General features: G+C 66.8%; 17 protein-coding genes. 8 read left to right on the top strand and 9 right to left on the bottom strand.

The features are described from left to right. From MXC11_RS09170 to minC, 5 genes are all read right to left on the bottom strand, one after another. On the bottom strand, positions 1 to 1,290 hold the full coding sequence (locus MXC11_RS09170) for a M18 family aminopeptidase (RefSeq protein ID WP_250009143.1): 1,290 nt from the start codon (positions 1,288 to 1,290) through the stop codon (positions 1 to 3). Between the two features lie 76 nt (positions 1,291 to 1,366). Next, positions 1,367 to 2,002: an RluA family pseudouridine synthase gene (locus MXC11_RS09175; protein ID WP_250009152.1), complete on the bottom strand. Its 636-nt coding sequence runs from the start codon at positions 2,000 to 2,002 to the stop codon at positions 1,367 to 1,369. Positions 2,003 to 2,062: 60 nt separating this feature from the next. Beyond that, positions 2,063 to 2,323 (bottom strand): cell division topological specificity factor MinE, encoded by a 261-nt coding sequence (minE, locus tag MXC11_RS09180; RefSeq protein WP_250009154.1) that lies wholly within the window; start codon positions 2,321 to 2,323, stop codon positions 2,063 to 2,065. A gap of 1 nt (position 2,324) precedes the next feature. After that, complete coding sequence (gene minD, locus MXC11_RS09185) at positions 2,325 to 3,134, bottom strand: septum site-determining protein MinD (protein ID WP_250009156.1); 810 nt, start codon at positions 3,132 to 3,134, stop codon at positions 2,325 to 2,327. A 56-nt stretch (positions 3,135 to 3,190) separates the two neighbouring features. Then, positions 3,191 to 4,003 carry a septum site-determining protein MinC gene (minC, locus tag MXC11_RS09190; RefSeq protein ID WP_250009162.1) on the bottom strand — a complete coding sequence of 271 codons (813 nt, stop codon included), beginning with the start codon at positions 4,001 to 4,003 and terminating at the stop codon, positions 3,191 to 3,193. 133 nt (positions 4,004 to 4,136) lie between these two features. On the opposite strand from minC, the gene MXC11_RS09195 reads away from it, so the two are divergent. The 6 genes from MXC11_RS09195 to MXC11_RS09220 all read left to right on the top strand — a co-directional run bounded on the left by MXC11_RS09195 (position 4,137) and on the right by MXC11_RS09220 (position 11,385). Continuing rightward, positions 4,137 to 5,069, top strand: coding sequence for a lipid A biosynthesis lauroyl acyltransferase (locus MXC11_RS09195; protein ID WP_250009167.1), 933 nt, complete (start codon positions 4,137 to 4,139; stop codon positions 5,067 to 5,069). After that, on the top strand, positions 5,069 to 6,229 hold the full coding sequence (locus MXC11_RS09200; RefSeq protein WP_250009168.1) for a patatin-like phospholipase family protein: 1,161 nt from the start codon (positions 5,069 to 5,071) through the stop codon (positions 6,227 to 6,229). Before MXC11_RS09195 ends, MXC11_RS09200 begins: the two co-directional genes overlap by 1 nt. A 61-nt stretch (positions 6,230 to 6,290) precedes the next feature. Next, on the top strand, positions 6,291 to 8,930 hold the full coding sequence (gene ppc, locus MXC11_RS09205; RefSeq protein WP_250009172.1) for a phosphoenolpyruvate carboxylase: 2,640 nt from the start codon (positions 6,291 to 6,293) through the stop codon (positions 8,928 to 8,930). Between the two features lie 176 nt (positions 8,931 to 9,106). Continuing rightward, positions 9,107 to 9,754, top strand: coding sequence for an adenylate kinase (gene adk / locus MXC11_RS09210; RefSeq protein WP_250009177.1), 648 nt, complete (start codon positions 9,107 to 9,109; stop codon positions 9,752 to 9,754). Between the two features lie 87 nt (positions 9,755 to 9,841). Beyond that, on the top strand, positions 9,842 to 10,516 hold the full coding sequence (gene tsaB, locus MXC11_RS09215; protein ID WP_250009193.1) for a tRNA (adenosine(37)-N6)-threonylcarbamoyltransferase complex dimerization subunit type 1 TsaB: 675 nt from the start codon (positions 9,842 to 9,844) through the stop codon (positions 10,514 to 10,516). A 5-nt stretch (positions 10,517 to 10,521) separates the two neighbouring features. Continuing rightward, a complete protein-coding gene (locus MXC11_RS09220) occupies positions 10,522 to 11,385 on the top strand; it encodes a DUF72 domain-containing protein (protein ID WP_250009200.1) in 864 nt (287 codons plus the stop codon). A 63-nt stretch (positions 11,386 to 11,448) separates the two neighbouring features. Here the strand turns inward: MXC11_RS09220 and MXC11_RS09225 are convergent, their stop codons facing one another. Further along, a complete protein-coding gene (locus MXC11_RS09225; protein WP_250009207.1) occupies positions 11,449 to 12,669 on the bottom strand; it encodes an ATP-binding protein in 1,221 nt (406 codons plus the stop codon). A gap of 216 nt (positions 12,670 to 12,885) precedes the next feature. Here MXC11_RS09225 and MXC11_RS09230 point away from each other — a divergent pair, with 216 nt between their 5' ends. Beyond that, positions 12,886 to 13,665, top strand: a complete 780-nt coding sequence (locus MXC11_RS09230; RefSeq protein ID WP_250009215.1) for a class I SAM-dependent methyltransferase — start codon at positions 12,886 to 12,888, stop codon at positions 13,663 to 13,665. Between the two features lie 37 nt (positions 13,666 to 13,702). On the opposite strand, the gene MXC11_RS09235 is transcribed toward MXC11_RS09230, so the two are convergent. From MXC11_RS09235 to MXC11_RS09245, 3 genes are all read right to left on the bottom strand, one after another. Further along, positions 13,703 to 15,118, bottom strand: coding sequence for a dihydrolipoyl dehydrogenase (locus MXC11_RS09235; protein WP_250009223.1), 1,416 nt, complete (start codon positions 15,116 to 15,118; stop codon positions 13,703 to 13,705). A 108-nt stretch (positions 15,119 to 15,226) separates the two neighbouring features. Continuing rightward, the gene (locus tag MXC11_RS09240; RefSeq protein ID WP_250009230.1) at positions 15,227 to 16,579 is read right to left on the bottom strand and encodes a sensor domain-containing diguanylate cyclase; all 1,353 of its coding nucleotides are present in this window, start codon (positions 16,577 to 16,579) and stop codon (positions 15,227 to 15,229) included. A 9-nt stretch (positions 16,580 to 16,588) separates the two neighbouring features. After that, positions 16,589 to 18,709, bottom strand: coding sequence for a putative bifunctional diguanylate cyclase/phosphodiesterase (locus MXC11_RS09245; RefSeq protein WP_250009239.1), 2,121 nt, complete (start codon positions 18,707 to 18,709; stop codon positions 16,589 to 16,591). A gap of 116 nt (positions 18,710 to 18,825) precedes the next feature. Between MXC11_RS09245 and MXC11_RS09250 the strand changes: the two genes are divergently transcribed. Then, positions 18,826 to 20,085: an MFS transporter gene (locus tag MXC11_RS09250; protein WP_250009246.1), complete on the top strand. Its 1,260-nt coding sequence runs from the start codon at positions 18,826 to 18,828 to the stop codon at positions 20,083 to 20,085. Positions 20,086 to 20,172: the final 87 nt, after the last annotated feature.

Below are 20,172 nucleotides of genomic sequence, written 5' to 3' on the forward strand. Positions count from 1 at the left end.
TCAGGGCAGGGTGGCGCTGTTGTAGAAGGCGCCCAGCACGCGCACCAGGTGTTCCAAGTCATGGCTGCCGGCCAGCTCGCGGATCGAGTGCATGGCAAAGGTCGGCAGACCGATGTCCACGGTGCGTACCCCCAGCTGACTGGCGGTGATCGGCCCGATGGTCGAGCCGCAGCCGAGGTCGCTGCGCACCACAAAGCTCTGGACCGGCACGTTCTGCTGCTGGCAAAGATGACGGAAGAAGCCCGCTGTTTCGCTGTTGGTGGCGTAGCGCTGGTTGCTGTTGATCTTGATCACCGGGCCTGCGTTGAGGCGCGGGCCATGGTTGCCATCGTGGCGATCGGCGTAGTTGGGGTGTACGCCATGGGCGTTGTCCGCCGAGACCAGCAACGAGCGCTGGATGGTGCGCACGAAGGCTTCGCCATCACCGAGCAGACGGCGCAGGGTCTGCTCCAGGAACGGGCCGTCGGCGCCACAGGCCGAGCAGGAGCCGATTTCCTCATGGTCGGTGCAGACCAGCACGGCGTTCTGCTCCTCATCGGCACTCAGCAGCGCGCTGAGGCCGGCGTAGCAGGACAGCAGGTTGTCCAAGCGTGCGCCGGCAATGAAGTCCTGTTCCAGACCGACCAGCGCCGCCGGCTGGGTATCGTAGAAGCTCAGCTCAAAATCCAGCACTTGCTCGACGCTCAGGCCATGCTCGCGCTTAAGCTGCTCGGCCAGCAGGCCGCGGAAGCTGCGGGTCGCGTCCACCGGCAGCTGGGCCAGCAGCGGCGGCAGCTCGGTCTGCGGGTTGATGGTCCAGCCCTTGTTAGCCTCGCGGTTGAGGTGGATGGCCAGGCTTGGGATCACCGCGATGGGCGCCTTGAAGTCGATCAGCCGGCTGTCTAGCTGGCCGTCATGGCTGAAGGTGACGCGCCCGGCCAGCGACAGGTCGCGATCGAACCAGGGGGCGAGCAGCGCGCCGCCATACACCTCGACGCCCAGCTGCCAGAAGCCGCCGCGCACCAGCTCCGGCTGCGGCTTGACCCGCAGGCACGGGCTATCGGTATGTGCACCGACCAGGCGCAGCCCTGCGTCCAGCGGGGCGTGCTGGCCCAGCTTGACGGCGATCAGTGAGGAGTCGTTGCGGGTCACGTAGTAGCGCCCGCCGGGCGCGGCCTGCCAGGCGTCGCGCTCATCCAGACGCACGTAGCCGGCTGCCTCAAGGCGGGTCGCCAGGCTGGCGGTGGCGTGGAAGGGCGTGGGTGAGGCCTTGAGGAAGTCGATCAGGCCCTGATTGAGTACGTCGCGCATGGTGACTCCGGAAAGTGAAAAGGGCGGTGTGGCCGCCACATACAGGACGCGCGTCCTGCCGGCGGTCCGTCGCGGTTCAGAACGGTGCCGGGCTGCTGAAACGCAGGCGCTCGCCGCTGAGTGGGTGCGTCAGGCACAGCAGGCTGGCATGCAGGCACAGGCGCTCATGGGCGGCCAGCGCCGGCTCGTGGGCATACAGGCGATCGCCCAGCAGCGGGTGGCCGATGGCCAGCATGTGCACGCGCAGCTGGTGGGAGCGGCCGGTGATCGGCGTCAGCTCGACCCGGCAGTAATCCGCATGGCGCTCGAGCACCTGCCAGAAGGTCAGCGCGTGCTTGCCCAGCTCATGATCGACGATATGCCGCGGCTTGTTGGGTGGATCGTAGCGCAGCGGCAGCTCGATGCGGCCGCTGTCCGCCTCGGGCTGGCCCCAGCACAGTGCGGTGTAGGCCTTCTCGGTTTCGCGATCGTGAAACTGGCGGGACAGTTCGCGGTGGCTGTCGGCATCACGGGCCAGCACGATCAGCCCGGAGGTTTCCCAGTCCAGGCGGTGGACGATGCGCGCCTCCGGGTAGCCATGTTCCTGCAGGCGGGTGACCAGGCAGTCCTTGTTGTCCTCGGCGCGCCCGGGCACCGAGAGCAGCAGGGTCGGCTTGTTGATCACCAGCAGGGCGGCATCCTGGTGGACGATTTCGATGTTCGACAGCGGCATAGCGGATTCCACAAATGACTGCGGCGGCCCGCAGGCCGCCGCACGCGATACACCGCCCGATCAGCGCTCGGGCAGGGTGATATTCAGCTCGAGGATCGAGCAGGTACCCTGGTTTTCCAGGGCGACCTGCACCTGATCCTGCTCGATCGGCACGTACTTGCGGATCACCGCCACCAGCTCTTCCTGCAGGGCCGGCAGGTAGTCCGGTTGCTCGTCACGGTTACTGCCACGCTCGTGAGCCACGATGATCTGCAGGCGTTCCTTGGCGATCGACGCCGAGGAGGGTTTCTTGCGGGCGCGCAGGAAGTCGAAAAGGCTCATCTCAACCTCCGAACAGGCGTTGCAGGAAACCTTTCTTCTGCACATCCAGGAAGCGATGCGGCATTTCCTTGCCCAGCAGACGCTCAACGGCATCGCTGTAGGCCTGGCCCGCATCGCTCTGCTCGTCGAGGATCACCGGGACGCCCTGGTTGGAGGCCTTGAGCACCGCCTGGGATTCGGGGATCACGCCCAGAAGGCCGATGGAGAGGATTTCCTCGACATCATCGACGCTGAGCATCTCACCGCGCGCCACGCGCTCGGGGTTGTAACGGGTCAGCAGCAGGTGCTCCTTGACCGGCTCCTCGCCCTGCTCGGCGCGGCGCGACTTGCTGGCCAGAAGGCCCAGGATACGGTCGGAGTCGCGTACCGAGGAAACCTCGGGGTTGGTGACGACAATCGCCACATCGGCAAAGTACATCGCCAGGTGGGCGCCTTTCTCGATACCGGCCGGCGAGTCGCAGATGATGTACTCGAAGTCCTTGCTCAGATCCTCGATCACCTGGGCGACACCTTCCTGAGTCAGGGCGTCCTTGTCGCGGGTCTGGCTGGCGGCCAGGACATAGAGGTTGTCAAGGCGCTTGTCCTTGATCAGGGCCTGGGAGAGGGTGGCTTCCTTGTGGATCACGTTGACGAAGTCGTACACCACGCGGCGTTCACAGCCCATGATCAGGTCGAGATTACGCAGGCCGACATCGAAGTCGACGATCACGGTCTTGTGGCCGCGCAGGGCGAGGCCGGTACCGATGGCGGCACTGGAAGTCGTTTTGCCCACGCCACCCTTGCCGGAGGTGACAACAATGATTTTGGCCAAGGTGCTTACCCCAAAGATGAAAGGATCAGGATGCCTGAAAATGTCCGCAGTATCGGTCAAAGGCGGGTGATGTTCAACACGTCTCCGGACAGGCTGATCTGTACCGGTTTGCCCCATTGCGGGTGGCGGCGCAGGTCCTCGGCGGTCTTGTAAACCCCGCCGATGGCCACCAGTTCGGCGGTCAGCGCCTGGCAGAAGATCCGCGCCTGCAGATTGCCGCTGACACCTGCCATCACCCGTCCGCGCAGCGGGCCATAGACGTGCACATTGCCATCGGCCTTGAGCTCGGCGCCGGCGCTGACGCTGGACACCACCACCAGATCTCCTTGCGGTGCATAAACGCACTGCCCGCCACGCACAGGCGCGGTGATCATCAGGGTCGGTGCCGGGATCGGGGTCAGGGTGGGGACGTCGTCAGTCGGGGCGGGCGCATCCGCTTCGACTTCGGTAACGGGCGCCTCGGCCGGTGGCGCCTCCTCAGCGGCTTCAGCGCTGGGCAGCTCCAGCGGCAGATGGCGCTCGCGGCCACTGCCCGGTGGCAGGATCGGCAGACCGAGTGCGCGGGCGGCGGCCAGGTCACTCTCGCGCCGGGCGCGGATGCCCAGGGGCAGCAGGCCGTGGTGCCGGCAGATTTCCAGCACCGCCTGCAGATCGACCGGTCCACAGTCGTCTTCCAGGGTTTCAAGGCTCAGCAGCAGCGGGACATCGCTGAAGAAATTTGGCGCCTGCGCCACTTTCTCGGCCAGTTGGCGTTCCAGGCGCAGCAGATCAATGCGGACCAACTCCATGACGGTCACGGCGAACATTTTGCCCTTGAGCCGGAATACCGGCTCGAGAGCGGCAGGGGAGAGTGATTCGTTAGGCATCATGGTGTGGGCAACCCGTAGGGAGGCAGGACTTATAGCGGCATCCCGACAGCCCCGCAAGCGCCGGCAATGGCTGATGGGGCGCGCGGGCTCGGGTTAGAATGCCAGCCACTTTGCTTCAGACCGGATGTCTACCATGGATCGTCCCCGTTTTCGCCGCGCCTTTTTGCACCCGCGCTTCTGGCCGCTGTGGTTCGCGCTGGGGCTGCTCTGGCTGCTGGTGCAGCTGCCCTATCGTGCCCTGCTGCGTCTGGGGCGGCTGCTGGGTGCCTTGATGTGGCATGTGGCGGGCGAGCGCCGGCGGATTGCCGCGCGCAACCTTGAGCTGTGCTTCCCCGAGCTGCACCCGGCGGCTCGCGAGCGGCTGCTGCGGGAGAACTTTGCCTCCAGCGGCATCGCCTTTTTCGAGATGGCGATGAGCTGGTGGTGGCCCCGCGAGCGCCTGGCGCGCCTGGCCCATATCGAGGGGCTGGAACATCTGCAGGCCGCGCAGCGCGAGGGCCGCGGGGTGATCCTCATGTCCCTGCACTTCACCACCCTTGAGATCGGCGCGGCGCTGCTCGGTCAGCGGCACACCATCGATGGCATGTACCGCGAGCACAAGAATCCGCTGTTTGACTACATCCAGCGCCGCGGCCGTGAGCGTCATAACCTCGATGCCACCGCCATCGAGCGTGAGGACGTGCGCGCGATGCTCAAGGTGCTGCGCGCCGGGCGCGCCATCTGGTATGCACCGGATCAGGATTACGGCCGCAAGCAGAGCCTGTTCGTGCCGCTGTTCGGCATTCCCGCCGCCACTGTCACCGCCACCAGCAAGTTTGCCCGCCTCGGCAAGGCGCAGGTGGTGCCCTTTACCCAGCAGCGTCTGGCCGATGGCAGCGGTTACCGTCTGGTGGTGCATCCGCCGCTGGCGGACTTCCCCGGCGAGAGTGAAGAGGCTGATTGCCTGCGGGTCAATCAATGGGTCGAGCAGGCCCTGCGCGCTTGCCCCGAGCAGTACCTCTGGGCGCACCGGCGCTTCAAGACCCGCCCCGAGGGTGAGCCGTCCCTCTACGCGCGGCCGCATTGATGCAGTCGCCGCCCTGTCCGCCTGCCGTGGCACCCACTGCGCTGCTGCTTTCCGGCGGCGGGGCGCGCGCCGCCTATCAGGTCGGGGTGCTCAGTGCGATCGGTGAGCTGCTCAGCGACAGCTCGCCCAATCCGTTTCCGGTGATCGTCGGCACCTCTGCCGGGGCGATCAATGCGGTGGCGCTGGCCAGCGGCGCGCGCAACATGCGCGCCAGCATCCGTCAGCTGACCCGCATCTGGCGCGGCTTCAATACCGCACGCATCTACCGCAGCGACTGGCCGGGCGTGCTGCGCCAGGCGGCGGTGTTCATGAGCAGCAGCCTGCTGGGGTTGGCACGGGATGTACCGGTGGCGCTGCTGGATAACCGCCCGCTGGCTGATCTGCTGCGTGAGGAAATCGACCTGTCCGGCATCGCCCCGGCACTCGACTGCGGCGCCCTGCAGGCGGTGGCGATCACCGCATTTGGCTATGGCTCCGGGCAGGCGGTGACCTTTTATGAGTCGCTGCGCCCGATCACGCCCTGGCGCCGGCATCGTCGTCAGGGGGCGGCGGTGCGCCTGACCCATGAGCATCTGCTGGCCAGTGCAGCGATTCCGCTGCTGTTTGCCCCGGTGCGTCTGGGCAGCGAGTACTTCGGCGATGGCGCATTGCGTCAGGATGCGCCGATCAGTCCGGCGCTGCATCTGGGCGCGCAGCGGGTGCTGGTGATCGGGGTCAGCGGCGGGGCCGGGCAGCCGGTGGCCGGTGAGGGGCAGTGGCTGTCGCCGCCGCGCCATCCACCGACGCTGGCCCAGCTGGGCGGCCTGCTGCTCAATGCCACCTTTGTCGACAGCCTGGAGGCGGATCTTGAGCTGCTCGAGCGCCTCAATCGCTTCAGTCAGCTGGTGCCGCCCGCCCAGCGCGGCAGCCATCTGCAGCCGGTCGAGGTACTGGTGATGGCGCCCAGCCAGTCGCTGGACACGATTGCCGCCCGCCATCGCCACCTGCTGCCGTCGGCGCTGCGTCTGTTCTTTGCCGGCCCCGGGGCCACCCGGGCCAGCGGCGCGGGGCTGCTCAGCTATCTGCTGTTCGAGAGCGCCTACTGCAACGAGCTGATCGAGCTGGGCTACCGGGATGCCCTAGAGCGGCGCGCCGAGCTGGTGGCCTTTCTCGGCCTGTGATGGCCTTGCTTGCACGGCGGGGCTGCGGCAGTCTGCGGGCAAGCATCCAAGGAGCAAGAGCATGGCCGAGATCGATGCGCGTCTGCGCGAAGAAGTGAATCTGCTGGGGACCCTGCTGGGCGATACCTTCCGTGCCGAGCGCGGTGCGGCGTTTCTCGACAAGATCGAACGCATCCGCAAGGGCGCCAAGGCGGCGCGGCGTGGCTCGGGCGAGGGCGCGCGCCAGCTGGCGGAAACCCTCGATGCACTGAGTGATGACGAGCTGCTGCCGGTGGCGCGGGCCTTCAACCAGTTCCTCAACCTGGCTAACATCGCCGAGCAGCATCACCGCATCCGTCGGCGCGCGCCGGGCGAGGCGCCGCCGTTCGAGGAGCGGGTGCTGGATGAGCTGCTGGAGCGGCTGCGCCAGGCCGGTCATGCGCCAGAGGCGCTGGCCCGGCAGATTGCCGCGCTGGACATCGAGCTGGTGATTACCGCCCATCCCACCGAGGTGGCGCGGCGAACCCTGATCCAGAAATACGACGATGTCGCCGCCGCGCTGGCCGCCGCCGATCACGATGATCTGGCGCCCCGCGAGCGCCAGCGGGTGCAGCAGCAGTTGCAGCGTCTGCTGGCGGAAATCTGGCACACCGACGAGATCCGCCGCCACAAGCCCACGCCGATCGATGAGGCGCGCTGGGGCTTTGCGGTCATCCAGCACTCGCTGTGGCAGGCGGTGCCGCACTTTTTGCGCGGTGTCGATGAGCTGTTGCAGCAGCGCTGCGCCCAGCGCCTGCCGCTGGAAGCCGCGCCGCTGCGCTTTGCTTCCTGGATGGGCGGCGATCGCGATGGCAACCCGAATGTCACCGCCGCGGTCAGCCGGGAAGTGCTGCTGCAAGCGCGCCGCGTGGCTGTCGAGCTGTACCTGGGTGATGTCGAGCAACTGATCACCGAGCTGTCCATGCAGCAGGCGAACGCGGCGCTGCATGAGCGGGTGGGACAGGTGCCGGAGCCCTACCGGGTACTGCTGCGCGAGCTGCGCCAGCGCCTGTTCGCCACCCGCGACTGGCTGGATGCCGCCCTGCAACAGCCAGCGACCCCGCCGACCGCCGAAGTGCTGCACGATAACGCGGCGCTGATCGCACCGCTGGCGCTGTGCCATGCCTCGCTGGTCGAGTGCGGCATGGCGGCGATTGCCGAGGGGCCGCTGCTCGATACCCTGCGCCGCGCCCATACCTTCGGCCTGTTCCTGGTGCGGCTGGATATTCGCCAGGACTCCAGCCGTCACGCCGCTGCGCTTGGGGAAATCACTCGCTATCTGGGGCTGGGCGATTACCTGGCCTGGGATGAGGAGCAGCGGGTGGCCTTCCTCGAGCGCGAGCTGGACAACCCCCGGCCACTGCTGCCCGTCCGCTATCAGCCCTCGCCAGAAACCGCCGAAGTGCTGGCGACCTGCCGCGTGGTGGCCGACAGCCCGGCCGCCTCGCTCGGCTCTTATGTGATCTCCATGGCCGGCGCGCCCAGCGATGTGCTGGCCGTCGAGCTGCTGCTCAAGGAGGCCGGGCTGGAGCGGCCGATTCGCGTGGTGCCGCTGTTCGAGACGCTCGATGATCTGGAGCATGCCGGTGCGGCGATCGACCGCCTGCTGGCGCTGCCGGGCTATCGGGCGCGTCTGGAGGGGCCGCAGGAGGTGATGATCGGCTACTCCGACTCGGCCAAGGATGCCGGCACCCTGGCCGCCGCTTGGGCGCAGTACCGCGCGCAGGAGAGTCTGGTCGCGGTCTGCGCGCGCCACGGCGTCGAGCTGCTGCTGTTCCATGGCCGTGGCGGCACCGTCGGGCGCGGCGGTGGTCCGGCGCATGCGGCGATCCTCTCCCAGCCGCCGGGGTCGGTGACCGGGCGCTTCCGGGTGACCGAGCAGGGCGAGATGATCCGCTTCAAGTTCGGCCTGCCGGGGCTGGCAGAGCAGAACCTCAACCTGTACCTGGCCGCCGTGCTGGAGGCGACCTTGCTGCCACCGCCGGCCCCCACGGCCGAGTGGCGCGCGCTGATGGAGCGTCTGGCGCAGGATGGGCTCACGGCTTATCGCACGGTCGTGCGCGGTGAAACCCACTTCGTCGATTACTTCCGCCAGGCCACACCCGAGCAGGAGCTGGGGCGTCTGCCGCTGGGCAGTCGTCCGGCGCGGCGGCGCAGTGGCGGGATTGAAAGCCTGCGGGCGATTCCCTGGATCTTCGCCTGGACCCAGATGCGCCTGATGCTGCCGGCCTGGCTTGGCTGGGAGCACGCGCTGGCCTGTGCGGTGGAGCGTGGCGAGGGCGCGCTGCTGCAGGAAATGCGCGATCACTGGCCGTTCTTCCGCACCCGCATCGACATGCTGGAAATGGTGCTGGTCAAGGCCGATGCCGGGATCGCAAGGCTCTACGACAAGCGTCTGGTGGATGCCGAGCTGCAGGAGCTGGGCCAGCAGCTGCGCGAGCTGCTGAGGCAGGCGATCAGCCAGGTGCTGCGCCTGACCGCGCAGGGCAGCCTGCTGGAAAACAGCCCGGAGCTGCGCGAATCCATCAGCGTGCGCGACACCTACCTCGACCCGCTGCACCTGCTGCAGGTGGAGCTGCTGGCCCGCTCGCGGCGCGCCGGCGGCGAGACCGACAGCCGCTTGGAACGGGCGCTGCTGGTCAGCGTCGCCGGGATTGCGGCGGGTCTGCGCAACACCGGCTGAGGGCCGCCGTGCTGTCCGGACGCATCTTGTGTCCGGACAGACGGCTGTGTATTTTGGTTGGCTTTTGCGGGGCGTCGTTTTGTGTTAGCAGCGAGTCAGACCCTTGCACGGCTTCCTGCGCCGGCCTTCAAAGGCCGGCGCGCCGTCTCTACTCACCACTCTAGGAGCAACACACGATGCGCGTAATCCTGCTCGGGGCGCCCGGCGCCGGCAAGGGCACCCAGGCCCGTTTCATCACCGAGAAGTTTGCCATTCCGCAGATCTCCACCGGCGACATGCTGCGTGCGGCGATCAAGGCCGAGACCCCGCTGGGCCTGCAGGTCAAGGACGTGATGGCCAGCGGTGGCCTGGTCTCCGATGAGATCATCATCGGCCTGATCAAGGAGCGTATTGCCGCTGCCGACTGTGCCAACGGCTTCCTGTTCGATGGCTTCCCGCGCACCATCCCCCAGGCCGAGGCCCTGCGCGATGCGGGTGTGGTGATTGATCACGTGCTGGAGATCGCGGTCGATGATGAAGAGATCATCAGCCGTATGTCTGGCCGCCGCGTACACCCGGCCTCCGGTCGCACCTACCACGTGCTGCACAATCCGCCGAAGGTCGAGGGCGTCGACGATGAGACCGGCGAGGCGCTGATCCAGCGTGAAGACGATCACGAGGACACCGTGCGCAAGCGTCTTGAGGTCTACCATGCCCAGACCAAGCCGCTGGTCGGCTTCTATCAGGCGCTGGGCGAGCAGGCCGGCAAGCCGATCTGCTCCCGCGTCGAGGGTGTCGGCAGCGTCGAGGCGATCACCGCCCGGGTGCTGGCCGCGCTGAGCTGATCACGCCTGCTGCAGACCAAGCGGCCCGCCCTGTGCGGGCCGTTTGCATTTACAATGCCCGCCCGTTTGCTTACCGGATATGTGCCCATGACGACCCTGCTGGCCCTGGATACCGCCACCGAAGCCTGCTCCGTTGCGCTTGCCCATGAGGGGCGGCTGATCAGCCGTTATGAGGTGATTCCGCGCCTGCACGCCCAGCGCGTGCTGCCGATGGTGCAGGAGGTGCTGGCTGAGGCCGGGCTGAGCCTGTCGGCGGTGGACGCCATCGCCTTCGGGCGCGGTCCGGGGGCCTTTACCGGCGTGCGGATCGCCGTGGGGGTGGTGCAGGGGCTGGCCTTTGCGCTGGATCGCCCGGTGCTGCCGGTCTCGACCCTCGCTGCGCTGGCCCAGCGCGCCTGGCGCGAGCACGCAGCCGAGCAGGTGGCCTCGGCCATCGATGCCCGGATGGATGAGGTCTACTGGGGCTGCTTCCAGCTGCAGGACGGGGTGATGCAGCCGGCGGGGCTGGAGCAGGTGCTGCTGCCCGAGCAGGTCGCACTGCCTCGAGGTGCGGCGGGCGCGTGGTTTGGCGCTGGGACCGGCTGGGGCTACGCCGCGCGTCTGGCGGTTCAGGTGCCGGCCTGCAATGCCGCGCTACTGCCCGATGCTCGTGACCTGCTGACCCTGGCCCAGGCCGCCTGGGCGCGCGGTGAGTGGGTGAGTGCCGATCAGGCCCAGCCGATCTACCTGCGCGACAACGTGGCCACCCCGAAAAAGGCCTGAGCACGGTGCTGCCGTATTACCTCGGCTGCCCCTCCTGGAACGAGCCGGCCTGGCGCGGCAGCTTCTATCCGGCAGGCTTGGCGGCTCATGAACTGCTGGGTGCCTATTGCCAGCGCTTCAACACGGTGGAGGGCAATACCACCTTCTACGCCCGCCCCGCGGCGCAGACCCTGCAGCGCTGGGCCGAGCAGATGCCGGCGGACTTCCACTTTTGCGCCAAGCTGCCCCGCGATATCAGTCACGCTGAGGACCTGCGTGAACAGCTGCCGGCCGCGCAGGCCTTCCTCGATTTGCTAAGCCCGCTGGGCGCGCGCATCACACCGCTCTGGCTGCAGCTGCCGGCGCGCTTCTCGCCGGCGCGGCTGGGTGAGCTGGCCGCCTTCATTGATGCCCTGGCCGCTCCGGCGCTGGCGGTGGAGGTGCGTCATCTGGCGTTCTTCGCCCGGGGCGAAGAGGAGCGGGCGCTCAATCGTCTGCTGCATGCGCGGGGGGTGGAGCGGATCTGCCTGGACTCGCGCGCCCTGTTCCGCGCCACGGATCGCAGCCCGGCGGTACTGCACGCTCAGGCACGCAAGCCGCGTCTGCCCCTGCGCCCGGCGGCCTTCAGCGCTACCCCTCAGGTGCGCTTTATCGGTCACCCGCAGCAGGAGGCCAATGCGCCATTCCTGGCGCCCTGGGTGGAAAAGACCGCCCAGTGGATCGAGGTCGGCCTGCAGCCCCATATCTTTCTGCATACCCCGGACAATCAGCGGGCACCGCAGCTGGCGCAGTATTTTCATGAGCTGCTGATGGCGCGCCTGCCGGGGCTCCCGGCACTGCCGGAGCCTGCTCCGGGTAGCAGCGCGGCGACCCAGCTGGATCTGCTCTAGGCGCCCCACAGCGCCTCGGCTGTACCGCAAGAGCCACCACAGGTGGTGAATTGCGAGTACCGCTCAGACTGACCAGAACAGTGCGAGCGGTACCGCTACCAGTTGCTCATCGAAAGGCACAACCTGCTCGCCGGTATAGAACACCACGCCCCGCTTGAACTGCTGCGGCGTAGTCTCGCGTAGATGACGAAGTCCATTGAAATCCTTGCCACTGATAGTGGCCGCGGCCTTGACTTCGATGCCAACCAACTCGCCACGGCGGTTCTCCAGCACGAAGTCCACCTCGACACCCGTGGAGGTACGGTAATGCATCAGCTGCGTGCGCAAATCCGACCAGCTCTGATGCTTGACCAGCTCGGCATGCACAAAGTCCTCCACCAGATCCCCCGGCAACCCCAGCCCCGCAGCCATACCGGCCTCGCTCAAACCCTGCAAGTGGGCCATCAGGCCGTAGTCGGTCACGAACAGCTTGGGCGATTTCTGTAGTCGTTTGCCGAGATTGGACGACCAGGCGGGCACCTGGCGCACGAGAAAAAGGGTCTCCAGCAGGGTCAGGTAGCGCTTTAGCGTGGTCTGCGCAATACCTGTCGAGCGCGACAGCTCGGCGGCATTCAGCAGGCCGCCACTGCGCGCGCCCAGCAGCTGCATCAGCCGTGGCATCTCTGTAAGCCCCTCGATCTGGGCCAGATCGCGGACGTCGCGCAGCAGGATCGTATGGAGATAACTCTCGAACCACGCTTCCCGCCGCCGCTCGCCGGAACGATTCAGCGCCTCCGGATAACCGCCACGACACAGTCTGGCGATGAAGTCCTGCCGTTCGAAATGGCACTGGCCCGGCAGCTGGCCGCCGAACAGTCGATCAATGATGCTCAGGGGCTGACGCTCGATTTCACTTTGCGCCAGAGGCCACAGATTCAGCACTTCCATACGCCCGGCCAGGGAGTCGGCAATCTGCGGCAGCAACAGCACATTGGCTGAGCCGGTCAGCAGGAAGCGACCAGGGGTGCGGTCGCGATCTACTACTGTCTTGATCGCCAGAAATACCCCGGGAGCGCGCTGCACCTCGTCGAGACAGACAGCCCCCTTGAGCGCGTTGATGAAACCGAAGGGGTCTGCCTGCACAGCCGCCAGCACTGCCGGGTCGTCCAGGGTGTAATAGATCGCTTCGCGGCCGAGGTCTTGGATCAACGTGCTCTTGCCGGTCTGGCGAGCGCCGTTGATCAGTACGACCGGTGAATCGTCAAGGGCTGCGAGTAGATGCTGACGTATTTTTCGCGCGTACATGGTGTAATTTCATCCATTAAGTGGTTGAAATTACACCACATGTGAGCAGCTTAGGACAGCATTGCCATCAGTCCGTGTGAGCGTTCCCTTCCTCGTACTCGGGAGGGTCCAGACACTGCCAGGCACTGCCACTCACGGCAAATTTCAACAGGCTGTTAGGGCAGTGCAGCGCACTTTGGCACAATGGCCGCCCCTTTTTCCTGTCGGGTGTGGCTGATGTCTGTCTGTGCGGTGCGTGTGTGTGTCCAAGCGCTTTCTCCCGAATATGCCGAGGCGGCTGCTCACTGGGCGCAGCAGCTGGTGCTGCCGGTCGGTGGCGAGGCGGACTTCGCCCTGCAGCTGGGGGCCGAGGGTCTGCAGCTGGTCGATCTGGGACCTGAGGCGCCGGGGCCGGTGCGGGTCGATTTCGTCGAAGGCGCCAGCGCGCACCGGCGCCGTTTTGGTGGCGGCAGCGGACAGATGATTGCCAAGGCGGTTGGCGTGCAGGGCGGGATTCGTCCGCGCATCCTTGATGCCACGGCAGGGCTTGGGCGCGATGCGTTCGTGCTGGCGAGCCTGGGCTGCGAGATGACGCTGATCGAGCGCCAGCCGCTGGTGGCTGCCTTGCTGGCGGACGGGCTGGCCCGCGCTGCGCGCGACCCGGAAGTGGCGCCGATTGTTGCGCACATGCAGCTGGCGAGCGGCGATGCCATCGCGCAGATGAGCGCCTGGCAGGGCGAGCCCCCGCAGGTGATCTATCTGGATCCGATGTTCCCGCACCGCGACAAAAGCGCGCTGGTGAAAAAGGAGATGCGCCTGTTCCGGCCGCTAGTCGGGGATGATCTGGATGCGCCGGCCCTGCTGGCCGCGGCACTGGCACTGGCCAGCCACCGCGTGGTGGTCAAGCGCCCGCGCAAGGCGCCATGCATCGAGGGGCCCAAGCCCTCCCACCAGCTGGAGGGCAAGTCCAGCCGCTATGACATCTACGCGAAGAAAGCTCTCAAGGCGCCGGCCTGAGGGCCCGTGAGCAACGCCCCGGGCACCGCCGATCGATCTACGGCAGGGGGCGCAGCCCCAGCGGCGCGTCATCGGGGGCCGGCAACTGACGAGCGATGTCCTGCAGCGCGCCTGCCAGCAGCTCCTCGACCACCGGGTGATAGAAGGGCAGCTGCAGCAGGCTGTGGGCGGTCTCGCCGCGCTGGATCGCCCAGGCCAGCAGGTGCCCCAGATGCTCGCCGCCCAGGCACAGCAGCGAGGCGCCGAGCAGTCGCCCGCTGCCAGCCTCGGCGTACAGGCGCAGCAGGTTGTGGTCGCCGCCGAGAATGCGCAGGCGGCCGTTGCTTTGCCCGCTGGCGCTGCCGATCACGATCCGCGACGGGTCCAGCTCGCTCAGGCGGGCGCCGACGCTGACCAGATCCGGGCTGGAGAACACAATCCCCAGCGCGACCTTGCGCTGCCAGCCGCGGCGCGCCTCGCGTGCAGCGTTGTAGCCGGCGATGCTGCCTTCATCGACCGCTTCATGGAGCAGGGTGCGCTGCGCGTTGGCATCGCCGGCGATAAAGACCGGCCATTCGCCCAGTTGCAGGGTGGCCGGATCAAAGTGCGGCACGCCGCGCGCATCCAGGGCAAACCCCGCTTCCGCCAGCCCCAGCTGATCGATATTCGGGCGCCGACCGGTCGCCACCAGCAAAAGATCCACCTCGCTCGAGTGCTCGCCCGCCTGCAGCCGCACGCCCTGCGCGGTGGCTTCGGCCTGTGCGTTGGCCCCAAGCCACAGGGTCATTTCGGCGCCGAACTGCTGCTGGGCGCGCTCGGTGATCTGCGGATCGTCGATGCCGGCTAAGCGGCTGCCCACGGCAGTGACCTGCACGCCCAGCCGGGCCAGTGCCAGCCCCATCTCCAGCCCGATGGCGCCCAGTCCCAGCACGCCGATGCGCCCCGGCAGCGCGTCCCGCTCGAACAGCTCATCAGTGGTGACCACCCGCTCACCGAGCGCGGCCAGTTCGGCCGGCAGGTGGGGCCGTGAGCCGGTGGCGATCACCACGGCGGCGGCCTGAACCTGCACGCGCTGGCCATCAGCCTGGGTGACTTCAAGGCGGGTGGGGGAGAGAAAACGTGCGCGCCCCTCAAGCAGGTGCTCACCAGCAGCGCTGCGGGCCTTGTCAGTGGCGCTGGCGGTGAAGCGATCACGCTGGGTGCGCAGCGCCGCCCAGGTCTGCGCCCGGTCGATCTGCAGCGCTTCGCTGCCGTGGATGCCGAAGGTAGCCATCTCGTCACGCGCCTGCCAGAGTGCAGCGGCATGCAGCGCGACCTTGGAGGGCATGCAGCCGACCCGCGCGCAGGTGGTGCCCAGCGGGCCGTGATCGATCAGCACGAAGCGGCGCCCGGCGCGGCGCACCTCGCGCAAGGCGTACAGACCGGCGGTGCCGGCACCGATGATGGCCACGTCGGTATGGAGGGTCGAGGGCATGGCGTGCGGCTCCTGGCAGATTCTTCAAGAAGATCATAAAGGCGATTGAATACCTGCAGGAGTATATAGCCTCTCAACCGGCTCGCCAGTGCAACGCATCGCGCCCGATCATGCGCCGTCTTTGCGGCGCTCACCGGTGCTGCTGCGGGCCAGCCGCGTGCAGTTGCGACCCTCTTTCTTCGCCTTGTACAGCGCGCGATCGGCACGGCTGACCAGACCGGCCAGCGTTTCCTGATCCTCCATCTCGGCCACGCCGATCGACAGGGTGAGATGACCGATCTCGGGGATCTCGGTGGCCGCCAGGCTGGCCCGCAAATGCTCGGCCAGGGTATGGGCGGTATGCAGCGGGCAGTGCGGCAGCACGATCAGAAACTCCTCGCCGCCCCAGCGCACGACCCGGTCCGTGCTGCGTACCTGCGTACGCAGCAGCTCGGCGACCTGCTGCAGCGCCACATCACCGGCGGGATGCCCCCAGGTGTCATTGATTGCCTTGAAGTGGTCGATATCCAGCAGCAGCACCGACAGCGGCTGGCCATCGTCGACCCGCGCGGCAAAGGCACGCTCCAGTTCGCGCTCACCGGCGCGGCGGTTATAGAGGCCGGTCAGGCTGTCATGGCTGGCCTGCTGGCGCAGCTCCTGCTCGGCATGGATGCGGCTGGTCATGTCCTTGGCGATGCAGACGAAATGGGTGATCACCCCCTGGCCATCGCGTACCGGGGTGATGGTTTCTTCGCAGTGGATCAGGTGGCCGAGCTTGTGACGGTTGGTCACGGTAGCGCGGAAGGTCTGCCCGGCATTCAGGCTGTGCCAGAGCCTGCGGTAGAACGCCGGGCCATGCTCACCGGAACTCAGGATCGCCGGTCGCTGGCCGAGTGCCTCGCGGCTGCTGTAGCCGGTGATCATCTCAAAACCCTGGTTGACGAACTCGATCAGCCCCTCGGCATTGGTAATGAACACCGCATCCTGGGAGACGTGCAGGGCATTGGCCAACAGCTGGGCGCTGCGCTGGGCACTGCGCAGGGCGCTGATGTCCTGCTGCACCGAGACAAAATGCGTGATGGTGCCGCTGGGGTCGCGAATCGGCGAGATGTGCCATTCCACCGTGTAGGGGGTGCCATCCTTGCGGTAGTTGACGGTCGAACCCTGAAAATGCTGCCCCTCGCTCAGGCAGCTGCCCAGCTCGCGCAGCACGTTCTGATCGGTCAGTGGCCCTTGCAGGATGCGCGGGGTCTTGCCGAGCAGCTCCTCCAGCGCATAGCCGGTCATCTGGCAGAAGGCCGGGTTGGCGTACAGGATGCGCGGCCCGGCCGGGCCGAAGCCGGCATCGGTCAGCACCACCGAGTTGAAGGACTGGGCAATGGCTTCCTGCAGCAGGCGCAGCAGGGTCGGATCGTCACTGCCATAGGCGCTGCCGCTGGGAGCCTGATCAACGGGCCGGCGGGATTGCGGATCATCGTGCATGGCATCTCCTCAGTTCGGCGTGCGCGGCGTGGCGGCATCCCGGAGCAGGGCGCCGGCGGTCTCTGCATCCAGGGGGCGGGAGAAGTGATAGCCCTGCACCAGATCACAGCCCTTGCTGGCCAGGAACGCGGCCTGCACGGCATTTTCCACCCCCTCGGCCACCACCTGCATGCCCAGCGAATGCCCCAGCGCAATCACCGCTTCGACCACCGGATCGTGCTGGGTGTCGGCCTGGATGCGGCTGACAAAGGCCCGGTCGATCTTCAGGGTAGTGGCTGGCAGGCGCGTCAGGTAACTGAGCGAAGAATAGCCGGTGCCAAAGTCATCGATGGCAATACTGAACCCGGCCTCGCGCAGTTGGCGCAGGCGATCGAGCAGGGTGTCGGTATTGCTCAGCGCCGTGCCTTCGGTGATTTCCAGCTCCAGCTGGGTGGCCGGCACGCCGTATTCGGCAATCACCCGGTCCAGCCACTCGCGCAGCGAAGGCTCGTTGAAGTGCTGGGGCGAGAGGTTGATGGCCAGCGAGGGCACCTCAAGTCCCTGTTCACGCCAGGCCTTGATCTGCGCGCAGGTGTGACGCACCACCCACTCGCCGATCGGCCGGGCCAGACCGACGCCCTCGGCAAACGGAATGAAGCGGGTCGGCGACACCGCCCCCCACTGGGGATGGAACCAGCGCAGCAGCACCTCCATGCCCTGCAGGCTGCCGTCCTTGAGCTGATACTTGGGCTGAAAATGTAGAGTGAAGCCATCGTTGCTCAGCGCCTGGCGGATGCCCAGCTCCAGCTCCAGCGTGGAGTGCAGCTGCTCGTTCAGGCGCTCGCTGAAGAACACCAGCTCGTTGCGGCCATTGATCTTGGCCTCATGCACCGCGGCCTCGGCCTTGCGCAGCAGCTGCTCATGGTTGTAGCCATCTTCCGGGTACAGGCTGACGCCCATGCTGGCGGTCAGGTTGAAGGCGCCGGCGGGCGTCATGTACGGCTCGTTGATCCGCGCCAGCACCCGCTGGGCGACCACGGCTGCGCTACCCGCCGAGCTGACATCGCCGATCAGCACGGCAAAGTGATCCGCGCCCAGCCGCGCTAGCAGATCATGGCGCGACAGGGCGCTGCGGATACGGGTCGCCACGGTCTTGAGGATCTGGTCGGCGGCATTCTGCCCCAGGGACTCATTGGTCAGCTTGAAGCGGTCAAGGTTGATGTACAGCAGCGCCGCATGGTGCAGGGTCTGCTGCTCAAGCAGTCCGCGCAGGTTCTCGACGAAGCTGGCGCGGTTGCTCAGCCCGGTGAGCGGGTCATGCGCGGCGAGAAAACGCGCCTGCTCGCGGGCGTGGACATGCTCGGTGATGTCCAGCCCCAGCCCCTGAAACTCCCAGCCGTCGCGGGTTTCCGTGCTGAGCGCGCGCACGCGCCAGTCGATCCAGCGCTCCCCGCCGCTGCAGCGCATGCGCACCTGCAACTGCTGGTGCAGGTGGGCATTGAACAGCGCCTCGAACTGGCGTTTGACCAGCATGCGGTCATCGGGATGGATGAACTCCAGCAGGCTCTTGCCGAGCATCTGCTCCTCGCTTTCCTCAAGGAAGTGAGCCATCGCCGGGTTGCAGAAGGTCAGGCGCAGCTGCGCATCCAGACGCATGATCAGCTCGGTCTGGCTTTCGATGATGTCGCGGTAACGCAGCTCGGCGTTGCGCAGGTTGAGCAGCGCCTGCTTGTAGCTGCTCAGGTCATGGCAGATGCCGATGAACAGCCGTCCCTGCTCGGTCTTCGCCTCGCCGACCGAAAGGTGCATCGGGAACACTTCGCCGTTCTTGCGCCGCCCCTCGACATCGCGGCCGATCCCGATGATGTTGGCCGGCTTGCCGCCCTGGTAGGCGCGCAGGTAATCGTCGTGATGCTCGGCATGCGGCCCTGGCATCAGCATGGAAATATTGCGCCCCAGCACCTCGTCGGCGTCATAGCCAAACAGCAGCTCGGCGGCATGGTTGAACAGCTGTACGATACCGTGCCCATCAATGGCGATAATGCCGTCCACTGCGGCGTCCAGCAGAGCGTCTTGCAGCTGGGCGCGCGTGTGCAGATCAAGACCACGCAATCCACCCTGGCAGCGTGTTGAAGGGGAGTCGGAACTCATGGCGGGACGGGCTCCAGCGTGACAGGGAAAAGAGCGTCAAATATAAAGCAAAATCCTGATCCTTTTGTTGTTTTATGGCGCCACTCATGTTTTTTTGACAGGCCCTGGAGGCTGCCATGCCATCGTATTCCTGGCCACCGGCCCTGCGGGCGTTGCAGGCGGCCAACTTCCGGTTGTACTTCGCCGGGCAGGCCGTTTCGATCCTCGGTAGCTGGATCCAGCAGGTCGCCCTGTCCTGGCTGATCTACCGCCTGACCGGCTCGGTGCTGCTGCTGGGGGTGACGACCTTTGCCGCGCTGTTGCCGCAGCTTCTGGTCGGGCCGCTGGCCGGGGCCTGGGTGGATCGTCACGACAAGCGCCGCCTGTTGATGATCGTGCAGGCGCTGCTGGCCCTGCAGGCGCTGGCTCTGGCGGGGCTCACGGCGCTGGACTGGGTGAATCCGCCCTTGCTGATCGGCATGGCGCTGCTGCTGGGCGTGCTCAATGCCTTCGACACGCCGCTGCGTCAGGCGCTGATCGGCAGCTTCGTCCGCCAGCGTGAGGATCTGCCCAACGCGCTGGCCCTCAACGCCATGCTGTTCAACAGTGGCCGCTTCATCGGTCCGCCGCTGGCCGGGCTGCTGCTGGCACTGGCCGGGGAGGCCTGGTGCTTTGCCCTGAATGGCCTGTCGTTTCTGGCGCTGCTGCTGGGGCTGTGGCGGATACGCCTGCCCGCGGCCGTGCGGGCGCAGGGCTCGACCGCAGCGGTGTTTCGTGAGGGGCTGGCCTATGTGTGGGGCGATGTCTCGATCCGCCTGCTGATCCTGACGCTGGCGCTGCTCAACCTCACCGCCTCCAGTTACGCGGTGCTGCTGCCGGTGCTGGCCCGCGACATCTTCGCCGGCGATGCGCGCACCCTCGGCTGGCTGTGGGGCGCGGCCGGTGGCGGTGCCTTTCTCTCCACCCTGTATCTGGCCACCCGCCAGACGCTGCCGGTACTGGTGCGCATCCTGCTGGTCGGGGTGCTGCTCGGGGCGCTGGCGCTGCTGGGGGTGGCGGCCAGCCAGCAGGTACTGCCCGCGCTGCTGGCCATGGCGGCCCTGGGCTTTGCCATCTCGGTGAGCAATGTCGGTATCAACATGCTGCTGCAAAGCCTGGCGCCGGAGGCTCTGCGCGGGCGGGTGGTAGCGTTTTTCGTCTCCATCCGCTTCGGCTTTGACGCTATCGGTGGCCTGCTGGCCGGCCTGCTGGCGGCCTGGATCGGCGCACCGCTGACCCTGGCACTCGAAGGGCTGCTGCTGCTGGGTTTTGGGCTCTGGCTGCTGAGCCGCCAGCGCGCCTTGCATCAAAGGATCAGCGCCACGCTCGCCGCCGCGGCGCAAGCGGCTCAGTATTAATCCGGCAACTCAATACCCCAAATCATGCGGCATACGCGATTTTGGGATGTCGGAAGTAGGATCGAATCCGTTCAGGCCTGGATTGCA

It is taken from the genome of Pseudomonas eutrophicaquae, from assembly GCF_023544715.1.
Classification (GTDB): Bacteria; Pseudomonadota; Gammaproteobacteria; order Pseudomonadales; family Pseudomonadaceae; genus Geopseudomonas.

Bases quoted from the DNA above. Each gene is read 5' to 3' on its own strand.
- MXC11_RS09170 (WP_250009143.1), bottom strand. From the start codon at position 1,290: ATGCGCGACGTACTCAATCAGGGCCTGATCGACTTCCTCAAGGCCTCA.
- MXC11_RS09175 (WP_250009152.1), bottom strand. From the start codon at position 2,002: ATGCCGCTGTCGAACATCGAAATCGTCCACCAGGATGCCGCCCTGCTG.
- minE (WP_250009154.1), bottom strand. From the start codon at position 2,323: ATGAGCCTTTTCGACTTCCTGCGCGCCCGCAAGAAACCCTCCTCGGCG.
- minC (WP_250009162.1), bottom strand. From the start codon at position 4,003: ATGATGCCTAACGAATCACTCTCCCCTGCCGCTCTCGAGCCGGTATTC.
- MXC11_RS09195 (WP_250009167.1), top strand. From the start codon at position 4,137: ATGGATCGTCCCCGTTTTCGCCGCGCCTTTTTGCACCCGCGCTTCTGG.
- MXC11_RS09200 (WP_250009168.1), top strand. From the start codon at position 5,069: ATGCAGTCGCCGCCCTGTCCGCCTGCCGTGGCACCCACTGCGCTGCTG.
- ppc (WP_250009172.1), top strand. From the start codon at position 6,291: ATGGCCGAGATCGATGCGCGTCTGCGCGAAGAAGTGAATCTGCTGGGG.
- adk (WP_250009177.1), top strand. From the start codon at position 9,107: ATGCGCGTAATCCTGCTCGGGGCGCCCGGCGCCGGCAAGGGCACCCAG.
- tsaB (WP_250009193.1), top strand. From the start codon at position 9,842: ATGACGACCCTGCTGGCCCTGGATACCGCCACCGAAGCCTGCTCCGTT.
- MXC11_RS09225 (WP_250009207.1), bottom strand. From the start codon at position 12,669: ATGTACGCGCGAAAAATACGTCAGCATCTACTCGCAGCCCTTGACGAT.
- MXC11_RS09230 (WP_250009215.1), top strand. From the start codon at position 12,886: ATGTCTGTCTGTGCGGTGCGTGTGTGTGTCCAAGCGCTTTCTCCCGAA.
- MXC11_RS09235 (WP_250009223.1), bottom strand. From the start codon at position 15,118: ATGCCCTCGACCCTCCATACCGACGTGGCCATCATCGGTGCCGGCACC.
- MXC11_RS09240 (WP_250009230.1), bottom strand. From the start codon at position 16,579: ATGCACGATGATCCGCAATCCCGCCGGCCCGTTGATCAGGCTCCCAGC.
- MXC11_RS09245 (WP_250009239.1), bottom strand. From the start codon at position 18,709: ATGAGTTCCGACTCCCCTTCAACACGCTGCCAGGGTGGATTGCGTGGT.
- MXC11_RS09250 (WP_250009246.1), top strand. From the start codon at position 18,826: ATGCCATCGTATTCCTGGCCACCGGCCCTGCGGGCGTTGCAGGCGGCC.